Source organism: Shimia sp. (assembly GCF_049116215.1).
Lineage (GTDB): Bacteria > Pseudomonadota > Alphaproteobacteria > Rhodobacterales > Rhodobacteraceae > Shimia.
In genome coordinates this window covers 556,070-569,444 of record NZ_JAGDZB010000001.1, presented here as the reverse complement: position 1 = coordinate 569,444, position 13,375 = coordinate 556,070, and the positions used below count along the sequence as shown (strand labels likewise).

Annotated in this window: 12 protein-coding genes; 7 read left to right on the top strand and 5 right to left on the bottom strand. The window is 56.5% G+C overall.

Annotation, left to right across the window (positions count from 1 at the left end):
* Positions 1-43: 43 nt before the first annotated feature.
* Positions 44-889, bottom strand: a complete 846-nt coding sequence (locus JXR15_RS02715) for a hypothetical protein (RefSeq protein WP_422051699.1) — start codon at positions 887-889, stop codon at positions 44-46.
* 431 nt (positions 890-1,320) lie between these two features.
* Between JXR15_RS02715 and JXR15_RS02710 the strand changes: the two genes are divergently transcribed.
* Positions 1,321-2,535, top strand: a complete 1,215-nt coding sequence (locus JXR15_RS02710) for a TsoY family (seleno)protein (RefSeq protein WP_422051698.1) — start codon at positions 1,321-1,323, stop codon at positions 2,533-2,535.
* Positions 2,536-2,690: 155 nt separating this feature from the next.
* On the opposite strand, the gene JXR15_RS02705 is transcribed toward JXR15_RS02710, so the two are convergent.
* The 3 genes from JXR15_RS02705 to leuC all read right to left on the bottom strand — a co-directional run bounded on the left by JXR15_RS02705 (position 2,691) and on the right by leuC (position 5,300).
* Positions 2,691-3,113, bottom strand: coding sequence for a DMP19 family protein (locus JXR15_RS02705; RefSeq protein WP_422051697.1), 423 nt, complete (start codon positions 3,111-3,113; stop codon positions 2,691-2,693).
* Positions 3,114-3,275: 162 nt separating this feature from the next.
* A complete protein-coding gene (gene leuD / locus JXR15_RS02700) occupies positions 3,276-3,881 on the bottom strand; it encodes a 3-isopropylmalate dehydratase small subunit (protein ID WP_422051696.1) in 606 nt (201 codons plus the stop codon).
* A gap of 12 nt (positions 3,882-3,893) precedes the next feature.
* Positions 3,894-5,300 carry a 3-isopropylmalate dehydratase large subunit gene (gene leuC / locus JXR15_RS02695; RefSeq protein WP_422051695.1) on the bottom strand — a complete coding sequence of 469 codons (1,407 nt, stop codon included), beginning with the start codon at positions 5,298-5,300 and terminating at the stop codon, positions 3,894-3,896.
* A 260-nt stretch (positions 5,301-5,560) separates the two neighbouring features.
* Between leuC and JXR15_RS02690 the strand changes: the two genes are divergently transcribed.
* From JXR15_RS02690 to rlmH, 3 genes are all read left to right on the top strand, one after another.
* Positions 5,561-7,003: a mechanosensitive ion channel family protein gene (locus tag JXR15_RS02690; protein ID WP_422051694.1), complete on the top strand. Its 1,443-nt coding sequence runs from the start codon at positions 5,561-5,563 to the stop codon at positions 7,001-7,003.
* A 568-nt stretch (positions 7,004-7,571) separates the two neighbouring features.
* Positions 7,572-7,955, top strand: a complete 384-nt coding sequence (rsfS, locus tag JXR15_RS02685; protein WP_422052239.1) for a ribosome silencing factor — start codon at positions 7,572-7,574, stop codon at positions 7,953-7,955.
* 50 nt (positions 7,956-8,005) lie between these two features.
* Entirely contained in the window at positions 8,006-8,476 is a 471-nt protein-coding gene (gene rlmH, locus JXR15_RS02680; protein ID WP_422052238.1) for a 23S rRNA (pseudouridine(1915)-N(3))-methyltransferase RlmH, read from the top strand.
* 109 nt (positions 8,477-8,585) lie between these two features.
* On the opposite strand, the gene JXR15_RS02675 is transcribed toward rlmH, so the two are convergent.
* Positions 8,586-9,284 carry a DUF599 domain-containing protein gene (locus JXR15_RS02675; RefSeq protein ID WP_422051693.1) on the bottom strand — a complete coding sequence of 233 codons (699 nt, stop codon included), beginning with the start codon at positions 9,282-9,284 and terminating at the stop codon, positions 8,586-8,588.
* Between the two features lie 84 nt (positions 9,285-9,368).
* Here JXR15_RS02675 and JXR15_RS02670 point away from each other — a divergent pair, with 84 nt between their 5' ends.
* The 3 genes from JXR15_RS02670 to glcF all read left to right on the top strand — a co-directional run bounded on the left by JXR15_RS02670 (position 9,369) and on the right by glcF (position 13,350).
* Positions 9,369-10,808, top strand: a complete 1,440-nt coding sequence (locus JXR15_RS02670) for an FAD-linked oxidase C-terminal domain-containing protein (RefSeq protein WP_422051692.1) — start codon at positions 9,369-9,371, stop codon at positions 10,806-10,808.
* Positions 10,809-10,886: 78 nt separating this feature from the next.
* Complete coding sequence (locus JXR15_RS02665; protein WP_422051691.1) at positions 10,887-12,026, top strand: FAD-binding protein; 1,140 nt, start codon at positions 10,887-10,889, stop codon at positions 12,024-12,026.
* A 1-nt stretch (position 12,027) separates the two neighbouring features.
* Positions 12,028-13,350, top strand: coding sequence for a glycolate oxidase subunit GlcF (glcF, locus tag JXR15_RS02660; protein WP_422051690.1), 1,323 nt, complete (start codon positions 12,028-12,030; stop codon positions 13,348-13,350).
* Positions 13,351-13,375: the final 25 nt, after the last annotated feature.

Below are 13,375 nucleotides of genomic sequence, written 5' to 3'. Positions count from 1 at the left end.
AGTGTCTCCGCTTGGGCCAAACTCACAAAGAACAGAAAGCCAATCAGGCAGCTGAGGACACCGGGTGTACGCCACGCGACGCGGCGTAGGCGCGACGGCGGTTCTCGTCGATCATGTTGGCGACGCGGGTCATCGCGATGCCGCGCATGATCATGCTGGCGGGAATGAATGCCCATGCGCTGATGGTCCAAATCATTGTCATCGGATCACTTAGATAGATGGGATCAATCAGGTCCGACATCATCTGAATGATCGCCGGGATTAAGAATGGCATAAGAAATCCTAACGCAATGTTAAGACGCCCATCCCGTTGCAGCCGTGGCAGCACATCGCCACCCGCTGTTGGGTCAAACAGCGGCAGGTTGATCCAGACGTTAAACGCCCCGTTGCGCGCGGGCCATTCCAGCACGCGCACAAAGAAATAAAACACTGCCAAGGTCATCAGAGAGATCAGGTAGCTGAGTCCAGACGCGGTGCGCACCTCTTTGATCAGCTCCGGCGTCGCGTTGTCCGGCAGCATGATCACCATCAACCGCACCGGCGAATAGGGGAAATCAATCGCGTCGCCCACTATGATGCCCAGCGCATGCAAAAAGGCGGTGAAGGCATTGGGTGCCACTTCGCCACGGGCAATCACCGAGAGCGCAAAGACGGTAAAAAAGATCGCCAGAAACCGCAGCCGGTTGAACGGCGGGGCGTGGCGGAATTCGATGAAAGACGGCGCGGTGCTTGCGTATTCGATGAACACCAACAGCGACGCAAAAATCGCAAACAACAGCACAATATGCACCACGTCTTCGCTCACCGATGGCAAGATGATCGCTGGCAAGGCAAACAGCAATGCCACCAGTCCCGCGCGCGTTGCCGCGCCAATGATTCTGCCTATCACAGCTCGTGTCCCTTCAAACCGGATGTCGCGTTTTGTGGCTCTTTGGCCGTGCGATCTTGTTCCAACTTGATCCCGCTCTGAAAGCGGGGTGCCTCATTTATGCCTTATTGTGACATCGGATGCTGGCAAGTCTCAAGGTTTTGTTTGGGTTTTGGTCGCGAGCGGGGGGCTCAGATCGGGACTGGTGCGCGAATGCATCAATTGAGTGTCTCAAAAAAGCGCCTTTTTTCAGGGTGATACTAAATCTGGTGGGAGTATTTGGTGCAGCCACAAGGATGTTTGAAAATGCGGCAGACCGGCAAAACTGCGCGCCACATTTATGCCTCAATTCAAACTTTGAAGAATTCCAGTTTCTGAATGTGAATTGATTTGGATCAAAGTGGCGTCAAGATGTAATCATATTCTATTTTTAGAATGTGAAAGGAAATGCCATGTCATCCCCCTCTGTCACGCGTGAAGACGCGCCTTATTCTCCCCTCCATTTTCTAGCCACCTTGGGCTCCGGCGGCCTGATGGTGACCTTCTTTATGTTCTTGATGTTCTGGGTGCCGCACCACGGACGGCCCGTGCCAATCTTTGAAGACATCACCGTCGCATTTGCCACCGGCGCCGTCCCGCTTCAGGCAGCCATCGTGGTGGCCATGGCCGGGATTGCCGGGCTGACTATTCTTTTGGTCAAGTCGTTGATCTGGAACCTGCGCAACCTGTCGGCCTTTCGTGCCTCGCCAGCCTATCAGACGCTGCGCGTGTCAAACGGCGAAACTCAGCTGATGACAATCCCGCTTGCGCTGGCGATGGTGGTGAACGGCGGTTTTATCGTGGGATTGGTGTTTGTGCCCGGTCTGTGGACCGTGGTTGAGTATCTCTTTCCCTTGGCCATGATCGCCTTTGTTCTGATTGGTGGCTACGGGCTGATGATCATGCGCGATTTCTTTGGCCGGGTGCTGATCAACGGCGGCTTTGACTGCGCCAAAAACAACAGCTTTGCCCAGGTTCTACCCGCCTTTGCCTTTGCTATGGTGGGCGTCGGCCTCGCGGCCCCGGCGGCCATGAGCGGCTCTGCTTTGGTGGCGGGCGTGTCCTTCATCCTGTCGAGCTTCTTCATTGTGGTCGCGATCCTTCTGGCCGTGGCCAATGTAATCCTCGGTCTACGGGCGATGATGGAAAACGGCGCCTCAGCCGAAAGCGCGCCAACGTTGTTGGTGATTGTGCCGCTGATCACCGTGATCACCATTGCCTGGATGCGTCAGAACCACGGCTTGCATGTGCATTTTGACGTGCATGGCGGCGCGGGTGAAACGCTTTCCATGCTGACAACCCTATTGATGGTGCAACTTGCCGTGCTGGCGCTTGGCCTGACCGTGCTGCGCCGCTTTGGCTACGTGTCCAAATTCGTCACCGGACCGGAGAAATCCGCAGGCTCCTATGCGCTGGTTTGCCCGGGCGTGGCGCTGTCGGTGATGCTGCACTTCTGGCTCAACAAAGGGCTGGTGGCGAGCGGCTTGGTCGACAAATTTTCGCTGGCCTATCTGCTGATTTCCGCTGTGGCGATTGCTTTGCAGGTGGCGATGATCTGGCTGGTGCTGAAGCTCAACGCCAAACATATGGGCGGCACAGATCGTCAGCTGGCAGTGCCTGCGGAGTGACGCGGGGCTAGATTGCGATAAGACGCCAAAGCAATGCTTTGGCGAGCGCCCGAACCGCCCCCGTCAATCCAAAGGTTTGCCTTCGGCAAAACGCGGGCGCTTGGCTTTCGTCCCTCGGCTCGGTCGCTGGCTTAGAAATCTCGTGCTGATTGATCTCACTTGCCAAGTTCAGCCACGATGAACAAAAGCAAATCGCCTGACAAATCCAACCCCAGATCGAAATAGGCTTGATCTAAGGCGTCAAAGCTCTCGAAGTCTTCCGGGTGCAGCGTTTCGGCTGTCGTCAGCAATCGGAGAACTTCCGGTCGTGAGATATTCTGCAATCCCTGACGCGCGGCAGGCGCAAAAGAACTGAAATGCTCAAAAAACGTGTCAAAGCCCCCCGCGTTGACTTCTCTCTGTAGAACCTCAACGCCAACGACCGTTTTCTCCAATTCGGTGAGGCTCCCAAGCACTTGTGTTTCGAGGAACTGTGCATACGAGGTCAGCAACGAGTCTGTCCTGTAGCTTCCCGCCAAAGCAACAACCCTGCTTGCGCTTTCTAAGCTCGGGCCGTCATACCATTTGAGTTCGGACATTGTTTGCCTCGGATTTACAATTCTAAAGACGGCTCGCCGATAGGCTAGGCAATCCTTTGGTTCGCTGGTTTGAACGTCAATAGCGGCAGGGAATTGAGCCAAAGAAAAACCCGCACAACCATTCAGATTGTGCGGGTCAATGCTACACAAAAGCTGTTGTGCTTACACCCAAGGGCGCGCGGCACCCGCTTTGGCTTCAAAGGCGTCGATGGAGGCTTCTTTCTCCATGGTCAGGCCGATGTCATCCAGGCCGTTCAGCAGGCAGTGCTTTTTGAAGGCATCCACTTCAAACTTGATGACTTCGCCATCTGATGTGGTGATCTCCTGCGCTTCCAGATCCACGGTCATGCGGGCGTTTTCACCCTTTTCCGCGTCCGCCATCAGCACATCAACCTGCTCTTGCGGCAGCACAATCGGCAACATGCCGTTCTTGAAGCTGTTGTTGAAAAAGATGTCGGCAAAGGATGTGGACACAATCACCTTGATGCCAAAATCGTCCAGCGCCCAAGGGGCGTGCTCACGAGACGAACCACAGCCAAAGTTGTCACCAGCAATCAGGATCTGCGCGCTGCGGTACTGCGGTTTGTTCAGCACAAAATCAGGGATCTCGGTGCCGTCACGGTTAAATCGCATCTCATCAAACAGGTTGGCGCCAAAGCCGGTGCGGGCGATGGATTTCAAGAACACCTTTGGGATGATCATGTCGGTGTCGATATTCACCAGCGGCATAGGCGCGGCGATACCGGAGAAGGTTTCGAATTTTTCCATAACGCTGGCTCCTTACATCAGCTCGCGAATATCAGTCAGCTTGCCGGTGAGGGCAGCGGCGGCAGCCATGGCAGGGGACACAAGGTGTGTGCGGCCCTTATAGCCCTGACGGCCTTCGAAGTTGCGGTTCGACGTTGCGGCGCAACGCTCCCCTTCGCTCAACTGATCCGGGTTCATCGCCAGACACATGGAGCAGCCAGCCAGACGCCATTCAAAGCCCGCCTCGCGGAAAATATCCGCCAGACCTTCTTCTTCGGCCTGCGCCCGTACAAGGCCAGAGCCCGGCACAATCATTGCCCGCATGCCGTCTTTGATCTTCTTGCCTTTGACCACCTCAGCCACAGCGCGGAAATCTTCGATCCGGCCGTTGGTGCAGGAACCGATGAACACGGTGTCGATCTCGATGTCGGTCAGTTTCTGACCTGGTGTCAGACCCATATACTCAATCGAACGCCGTGCGGCTTCCACCTTGCCGCCTTCGAAATCTTCCGGGTTTGGCACCACACCGGTGATTGGCAGCACATCCTCAGGTGAGGTGCCCCAGGTCACAACCGGCTGAATGTCTTCACCTTTCAGCGTCACCACCTTGTCGAAATGCGCACCTTCGTCGGTGAAGAGCGTTTTCCAGTACTCAAGTGCCTGCTCAAACGCACCCGCTTTTGGTGCATGTGGGCGGCCTTTGACGTAGGCAAAGGTGGTCTCATCCGGCGCAATCAAACCGGCGCGCGCGCCGCCTTCAATCGCCATGTTACACACGGTCATGCGGCCTTCCATCGACAGATCACGGATCGCTTCCCCGCAATATTCGATGACGTACCCAGTGCCACCACCGGTGCCGGTTTCGCCAATCACCGCCAGGGTGATGTCCTTGGCGGTCACACCCGGCTTCAACTTGCCAGTGATCTCCACCTTCATGTTTTTGGACTTCTTCTGGATCAGCGTCTGCGTGGCGAGCACGTGCTCCACCTCGGAGGTACCAATACCGTGAGCCAATGCACCAAAGGCACCGTGGGTCGCGGTGTGGCTGTCACCACAGACCACAGTCATGCCCGGCAAGGTCCAGCCCTGCTCCGGGCCAACAATGTGCACAATGCCCTGACGCACGTCAGACACCGGATAGTAGTGCACGCCAAATTCTTTTGCGTTGGTGTCCAGTGCTTGCACTTGAATGCGCGACTCTTCGGTCATCTGCGCCGGGTCATCGCGGCCTTCTGTTGTCGGCACGTTGTGGTCCGGCACAGCGATGGTTTTCTCTGGCGCGCGCACCTTGCGGCCCGCCATGCGCAGGCCTTCAAACGCCTGCGCACTGGTCACTTCATGTACGAGGTGACGGTCGATATACAAAAGGCAGGTGCCATCGTCGGCTTCATGCGCAACATGGGCATCCCAGATCTTATCATAGAGCGTTTTGGGGGACATAGGTCCTCTCCATTCTGTTTGGATAGCTGAAGTTATGGCTGACTAACGGGCACAGCTCAGCTGCGCCAAAAGCTCATAGCGCGGCGATGACGGATTTGCTCTGACCAAAGAAGCGCCAAGGCAAAAAGGCGCGGTCAGCGATGTCATAGATGCGTTTCATGCCTCTCCCCTACAGGGTCGCGCAGATTCCTTCAAGCAGAAGCACACAATCGGTGACTGCCGCGTTGCCGCAAGGCCATCGGACGTGCAAGGATGCCTCTATGGCTGAGGAGAACACCGCAGAGACACAAGGCGTTGGTGACACGCAAGAATCCGAGTTGGACCGCATCGCCGGTGCCGAACGCGAGGTCGCGTCTCAATCGCCTGCAGAGGACACAACCGAAACCACAGAAATTGCCTTGGGCATTTGGGAGCAGGTGGTGGGTTTTGGCGAAAGCCTGCTGCGCCCCTGGGCGTTTTATCAGGTGGTCATTGCGCTTGGTTTGCTGGCTTTGGCCTTTGCCTTGGCAGCCGTGATCAAGCCACGGTTCTACCATTGGCTCAAGTCGCGCGAAGGCTGGTCCAAGCTGCGCTATCGTTACGCCATGATGGTGCACCGGCGCATGGCGTTGATTGTGTTCAACCTGTTGATTTGGTTCACGGTCTGGCTGATGCAGGCGGTGACATGGCCCAGCCGCTCCTACCTATTGGTCGGGCTCGCCAACCTGGCACTGGCCTGGCTAGTGGTGGTTGTGGTGCTGCGCGTGGTGCAAAACACCACCTTGCGGGCCTTCTTGCGCTATGGCGCTTGGATCTGGGTCACGCTGGTGCTCACCGGACTGCGCGACGATGCGGTGCAGCTGATGGACAGTATGGCATTGGTGTTTGGCGAGTCCCGGCTGTCTCTTTGGATGATCGCGCAGGCACTTGTGTTGCTTGGGCTCACCTTCGCCATCACCCGCCTACTGTCGCGCCAGGCGGACGCCCGCCTGAAGCGCAGTGAGGACATCTCGCCCTCCATGCGGGTGCTGTTTGGAAAACTGTTGCAGGTGTTCCTTTACACCGCGGCCTTCTTTGTCGGGCTGCGCATCATTGGCTTTGACCTCAAAGGTCTGGCTTTCCTCACGGGTTTTATCGGCGTGGGCCTGGGCTTTGGTCTGCAAAAAGTGGTGTCCAATCTGGTCTCTGGCCTGATCATTGTGATGGATAAATCGATTAAACCGGGGGACGTGATCTCTCTGGGGGAGACCTTTGGGTGGATCAATTCGCTGGGCGCACGCTACATTTCAGTGGTCACACGCGACGGCAAAGAGTTCCTTATCCCCAATGAAGACCTGATCACCAATCAGGTGGTGAACTGGTCCCATTCCGACAGCTATGTGCGGCTCGATATCTTTTTTGGCACCGCTTATGGAGATGACCCGCATCTGGTGCGCAAAGTGGCCATTGAGGCAGCAAAATCGGTGCAGCGCGTGCTGCACTATCCCAATACACCTGTCAGTCACATCGTTGGATTTGGCGACAGCAGTGTGGATTACATCCTGCGCTTCTGGATTGAAGACCCCACCGGCGGGCTGACCAATATTCGCGGCAATGTCTATCTCGCTTTGTGGGATGCGTTCCATGAGCACGGCATTTCCCTGCCGTTCCCACAGCGTGAGGTGCGTATGTTGGAGGGTGACGGTGCGACCAGTCCAGCAGCGTCAACGCCTAGTCCAGATTGAACCAGACAACGTTGATTAAGGAATCATAAGTTTCCTGTGTGTTGAATACACCCAGGTTGCTGTGAAACAGACAAGTGGTTGGCGCGTTTTTGGCCAAATGTACGCAGCTCCCCTCATTGCGCTTAGGGGAAACCGCTAGATCGCTACTTTTGCATCCCAATTTTTCGACAAACCGCGTGGCCGCCATAACACTCACCTGAAAGGCGTCGTCGCTCCACTCCCCCAAATCATCCAGCTCAAGGACCATGTGGGTGGTGGAATTGGTGTGATTGCTTGAGATTTTTGCGACACAGCTGTCGTCGGCAAACGCGGGCAGCGCGAAAAGGGTCAAAACAAACGGAACGGCTTTCAGGCAACGCATCAAAACACCTCAGCAAATTGGCATAGAGTTAACCTTGGGCAGACTAGAATGAATGGGCGAAATCACAAGGTTTGATTGCTTTCGCGGCGAATCCCCCTTGCCTTTCGTTGAGAAAAGCGCCAACCGGTGCTATCTTGAAATTATGCTCGGCACCGGGGCTTACGGGTGCGATTTAAGGAGGACAGACTTCTGTCTCTGAACAACGACGTGGCCAATGCTACTGACTCTGGTTCGATTGTGACGTCGGACTCATCAGATGCGACAAGCGAGGCACTGCTTGCCCGTATCCTCACCTCTCTGGATGAAGACAAAGCCGAAGATGTTGTGCAGATCGATCTGCGCGGCAAAACCTCTATTGGCGATTACATGGTGATCTGCACCGGACGCTCCTCGCGTCAGGTGACCGCGATTGCCGAAAAGCTGGTCGAGCGGCTGAAAGCTGAGTTTGGACGCGGCGCCAAGGTTGAAGGCAAGGACACAGGTGATTGGGTTCTGGTCGACACCGGTGACGTGATCTTGCACATCTTCCGTCCGGAAGTGCGCGAGTTTTACCAGCTCGAAAAGATGTGGGTGCCAGGCGGCGACGCATAAGATTTCAGACGGCCTGCGATGTGTTGCGGGCCGGAGGGCATGACATGGCACTGAAAGTGCACATCTGCGCCGTTGGGCGGCTGCGGTCTGGTCCTGAACGTGACCTTCTTGACGATTACCTGACACGATTTGACCGCACCGGACGGGCCTTGGGCCTTGGTCCGGTGATGGTGCATGAGGTGGAGGATCGCAAGGGGGGCGGCATGACGGCGGAGGCCGGCCTGCTGGACGGTGTCATTCCCAAAGGCGCTGTGATCTGTGCGCTGGATGAGCGCGGCAAACTGATGAGCAGCCCTGACTTTGCCACCATGCTTTGCGGCTGGCGTGATGATGGGCGTGGTGATCTGGCCTTTGTGATTGGCGGCGCGGATGGGATTGATCCGGCCTTGCGGGCGCGGGTCGATGCCAAACTGAGCTTTGGTAAAATGGTTTGGCCACATATGTTGGCGCGGGTCATGTTAAGCGAGCAACTCTATCGGGCGGCCAGCATTTTGGCCGGCGCACCTTACCACCGCGTCTAAATTCCCCTTCATCTTTGAAAGGTTAATGCGCCGGAGGTTTGCAAATGCGCACCTCCGCAAAACAGTCGTGATACCGACGTAATACCGACGTGGATTTTGACGGGTTAACTCAGCGCGGTTCCTGCAACAGCGCGGCACGTGATTGCGAGGCAAACTCCCGTCGTCCGAGGACAACAACTGTTACCAAAACGCCCAGAAGCAGCATCACCGGCCCTAAAATCCAGGCCGCTGCGGCGAGTCCAAAGTAAATCGCTCGAATCCCTCGATTGAAGCTGCGCGACGCGGTGATGTTGATGGTGCCCGCCTTCTTCGCGCGCGACAGCGCCGTGGGGTCGCTGGCGTCGTTTGGCACAGCCGCCATCAGCACCGAGCAATAGCCGAAGAGCCTGTGAGACCACACAAATTTCAGAAATGCGTTGCCAATGAACAAAAGCACCAACACCAGTTTGAGTTCCAGAACCGAGGCTGGCTCTGCGGTCTGAGTGAGGTCTTTGGTGACTCCGGCAATTTGCTCCGTATTCCCGATCAATGCCACCAAACCACCGATCGCAATCATCGAGGACGACGCAAAAAACGCCGTGCTTTGGCGCAAGTTTCCCATGATCTGCGCATCAAAAACCCGCACCTCTCGCGTCACATAATGCACCATCCATTCCTGCCGATAAAACGCCATAAGCCGCGACACGGAGGGGCGATTTTTGGGTGGGTTTTCAATAAGGTGCGTGGTCAGCGCCCAAGCCGATAGGATGGTCAGGACAGCGATGAAATCGAGGGTGGAAAACTGGGCAAGAAGCATGTTTGGAGTCATGCCCGCACCCTAACGTGAAGCCGTGAAGCTTGCCAGTCTCGATTATTGGTTATATTAGTTTACCAATTGTAGCGGAGGTCAGCCATGGACATGCCAACCCCAAACCCCAAGGTGCTTGCCCAAAAGGCACGCATCGTTGCGCGCCTCAAAGAGGTCTTGCCCGCCGACGCGGTGATCTCCGACGAAGTCGAAGTCCGCGCCTACGAGTGTGACGCGCTGACCGCCTACCGCTGCCCACCATTGGCCGCGGTTTTGCCTGCCTCTACGGAGGAGGTCGCCGCTGTGTTGAAGATTTGCCACGCAGAGAATGTCCCTGTCGTGCCGCGCGGCGCGGGCACGTCGTTGGCTGGCGGTTCCATGCCCACGGCAGATTCGGTGATCCTGGGGGTGGCACGCATGACCGAAGTGCTTGAAACAGATTATGAAAATCGTTTCATCCGCGTGCAAACCGGTCGCACCAATTTAAGTGTTTCCGGCGCTGTGGAGGAAGAAGGGTTCTTTTATGCGCCTGATCCTTCCAGCCAATTGGCCTGTGCCATTGCAGGCAATATCGCGATGAATTCCGGCGGTGCTCATTGTCTGAAATATGGCGTAACCACCAACAATCTGATGGCCGTGACCATGGTGACCATGGAGGGCGAGGTGGTCGAGATAGGCGGCGCCTACTTGGACGCTGGCGGGTTGGATTTATTAGGCGTGATCTGCGGCAGCGAGGGACAGCTCGGCGTCGTAACCGAAGCAACCTTGCGCATTCTGCACAAACCTGAAGGCGCGCGGCCTGTTTTGATGGGCTTTGACAGCAACGAAGTGGCTGGACAGTGCGTGTCCGACATTATCAAGGCTGGAATTTTGCCTGTGGCGATTGAGTTTATGGATCGCCCCTGTATTCGCGCCACCGAAGCTTTCGCTGGCGCTGGCTATCCGGATTGCGAGGCGCTGTTAATTGTTGAGGTTGAAGGCTCGGACGAAGAAATCGATGCGCAGTTGGAGCGGATTTTGGCAATTGCGCGGACGCACAAGCCGGTTGAGCTGCGCGAAAGCACCAGCGCGGAAGAAAGTGCACGGATTTGGTTGGGGCGGAAATCAGCCTTTGGCGCTATGGGGCAGATCAACGACTACATGTGTCTGGATGGTACAATTCCGGTGAGCCAGTTGCCATATGTGCTGCGCCGGATTGGCGAGCTGAGCAAGGACTACGGCCTGGATGTTGGTAATGTGTTTCACGCAGGGGACGGGAATATGCATCCGCTGATCTTGTTTGACGCCAACAAACCGGGCGATTTGGAAAAATGTGAGGCTTTTGGCGCGGACATTCTGCGGCTTTGCGTGGAGGTCGGTGGCTGTCTGACCGGTGAACACGGGGTGGGCATCGAGAAACGTGATTTGATGGTGGATCAGTATCTGCCGGAAGATCTCGATATTCAGATGGCGGTGAAAGATGTGTTTGATCCCAAGTGGTTGCTGAACCCTGCCAAGGTGTTTCCTTTGGCGTCGAGTGAAAGACGCCGGATGGCGAACGCGTGAGAGAACAGGGAGGGGCCAGCCCCTCTTGGCAGCCTGCTGCCAATTCACCCCGGGATATTTGAAGGCCAAGCGAAGATGATGACACCAACAACAGAAGCAGACCTGGCGGAAGTGATTGCACAAACGCAAAATCCGCTGCGCATTCGAGGCGGCGGCACACGCGATATTGGTGCGCCGGTGCAGGGTGCGGCTTTGAGCACGGCTGGTCTTTCCGGGGTGTCGTTGTATGAGCCGGGGGCGCTGACAGTGGTGGCTGCGGCTGGCACGCCCCTGGCTGAGATTGAAGCAACATTGGCGGCAGAGGGGCAGCGGCTGGCGTTTGAGCCAATGGATCATCAAGGGCTTTTGGGCACCACAGGTGTCTCAACGATTGGTGGCGTGGTCGCCGGCAACATCAGCGGTCCGCGACGTATCCAAGGTGGTGCGTGTCGCGACAGTCTGTTGGGGGTGCGCTTTGTTGATGGTGCGGGGCGTGTGCTGAAGAATGGCGGACGGGTGATGAAGAATGTCACTGGTTATGATCTGGTCAAATTGATGGCAGGGAGTTGGGGCACACTTGGGGTCCTGACCGAGGTCAGCCTAAAGGTGCAGGCGGTGCCTGAGGCGGTCGGCTGCGTCTTGATCAATGGCTTGTCAGACGTGGATGCGGTGGCCGCGATGAGTGCGGCGCTTGGGTCGCCCTACGATGTAAGCGGCGCAGCACATGCGCCATCCGGTGTGGACGGGTATCCAGTGACGATGATCCGGATCGAAGGATTAGAGGCGTCTGTGGCTTACCGCGCCACAAAGTTGATGGACGCGTTGGGCAAGTTTGGTGGCGAAGTGGTTGCCGAGCGCGATGCAAAGAAGGTTGCGGCTGGTTGGGCTTGGGTACGAGATGTGGCTGTCTTACAAAATGGCGGTGGAGACGTTTGGCGGATCTCAGTGAAGCCAAGCGATGGGCCAACACTTGTGGCGCAACTTCGCGCCGCATATGCCGATATCTCAACGCTTTATGACTGGGGCGGCGGGCTGATTTGGGTACAAGTGCCGGAAGGTACAGATGTGCGCAAGATGTCGTTTGATGGGCACGCGACGTTAATTAGAGCGGCAAACACAACACGCTCGACAGTGCCTGTGTTTCAGCCAGAGCCAGCGCCCTTGGCTAATTTGTCTCGGGGCATAAGGGCGAAGTTTGATCCGCGTGGTATTTTGAACCCGGGATTGATGGGGGCGTAACATGCAGACAACATTCACCGAAGACCAACTGCAAGATCCCGGCATTCAGCGGGCGAATGAGATTTTGCGCGCCTGTGTGCACTGCGGGTTTTGCACGGCCACCTGTCCCACGTATCAAGTGCTGGGCGATGAGCTCGACAGTCCGCGTGGGCGGATTTACCAGATCAAGGATATGTTGGAAAACGAGCGGGTCCCGGATGCCAAGACGGTCAAACATATTGACCGCTGTCTGAGCTGTCTTGCTTGCATGACCACCTGTCCAAGTGGGGTGCACTACATGCATTTGGTGGATCATGCGCGGGAGTATATTGAGGACAACTACAAGCGCCCCTTGAGCGACCGCGCCTTGCGTTGGGTGCTGGCGCGGATATTGCCGTATCCGATGCGGTTTCGTTGGGCTTTGATTGGTGCCAAGCTTGGCCGTCCGTTCCGGTTTTTGATGCCGGATGCTCGTTTGCGCGCGATGTTAGATATGGCGCCAAAGTCGATCCCTCCAGTTAGTCGCAACGACGATCCGCAAAGCTTCGCACCGGTGGCCGAGAAAAAGATGCGCGTGGCGCTGATGACGGGTTGCGCGCAGAAAGCGCTAAACACGGACATCAATGATGCCACAATTCGCCTGCTGACACGGTTGGGCTGTGAGGTTGTTGTGGCCGAAGGGGCGGGCTGCTGTGGGGCGTTGACGCATCACATGGGTAAAACCAGCGAGAGCCATGCGACCGCGGCCAAAAACATCAAAGCCTGGTGTGCGGAGATGGATGGCGACGGATTGGATGCGATAGTGATCAACACGTCGGGGTGCGGCACCACCGTAAAGGACTATGGGCATATGTTCCGCGACGATGCGTTGGCTGAAGATGCGGCGCGGGTGAGTGGCATTGCGATGGACGTGTCCGAAGTGTTGATGAAGTTGGATTTGCCTGATGGTGCGGAAAAGGAAACGGTTGTGGCCTATCACGCGGCTTGTTCTTTGCAACATGGGCAGCAGATCAAGACATATCCGAAGGACTTGTTGAAAAGGGCCGGTTTCACTGTTGTGGAGCCTGCGGATAGTCATTTGTGCTGTGGATCTGCGGGCACGTACAATCTGATGCAGCCAGAGATTTCCGAGCAGCTCAAGGCACGCAAGCTGCGCACGCTGGAAGCCAAGAACCCGGACATTATTGCCGCGGGCAATATCGGGTGCATGATGCAGATTGGCTCGGGCACGGATGTGCCGATTGTGCACACTGTGGAGCTGTTGGATTGGGCCACTGGCGGGCCTCAGCCGCGCGCGCTCACCGAGCCTGGCAAACAGATTCCTGAGATTCCCATTTTGCGTTAACATCCACGCTTGTTTTTCTGATCAA

Bases quoted from the DNA above. Each gene is read 5' to 3' on its own strand.
- JXR15_RS02675 (WP_422051693.1), bottom strand. From the start codon at position 9,284: ATGACTCCAAACATGCTTCTTGCCCAGTTTTCCACCCTCGATTTCATC.
- JXR15_RS02670 (WP_422051692.1), top strand. From the start codon at position 9,369: ATGGACATGCCAACCCCAAACCCCAAGGTGCTTGCCCAAAAGGCACGC.
- JXR15_RS02710 (WP_422051698.1), top strand. From the start codon at position 1,321: ATGTCATCCCCCTCTGTCACGCGTGAAGACGCGCCTTATTCTCCCCTC.
- JXR15_RS02665 (WP_422051691.1), top strand. From the start codon at position 10,887: ATGACACCAACAACAGAAGCAGACCTGGCGGAAGTGATTGCACAAACG.
- leuC (WP_422051695.1), bottom strand. From the start codon at position 5,300: ATGTCCCCCAAAACGCTCTATGATAAGATCTGGGATGCCCATGTTGCG.
- JXR15_RS02690 (WP_422051694.1), top strand. From the start codon at position 5,561: ATGGCTGAGGAGAACACCGCAGAGACACAAGGCGTTGGTGACACGCAA.
- JXR15_RS02705 (WP_422051697.1), bottom strand. From the start codon at position 3,113: ATGTCCGAACTCAAATGGTATGACGGCCCGAGCTTAGAAAGCGCAAGC.
- leuD (WP_422051696.1), bottom strand. From the start codon at position 3,881: ATGGAAAAATTCGAAACCTTCTCCGGTATCGCCGCGCCTATGCCGCTG.
- glcF (WP_422051690.1), top strand. From the start codon at position 12,028: ATGCAGACAACATTCACCGAAGACCAACTGCAAGATCCCGGCATTCAG.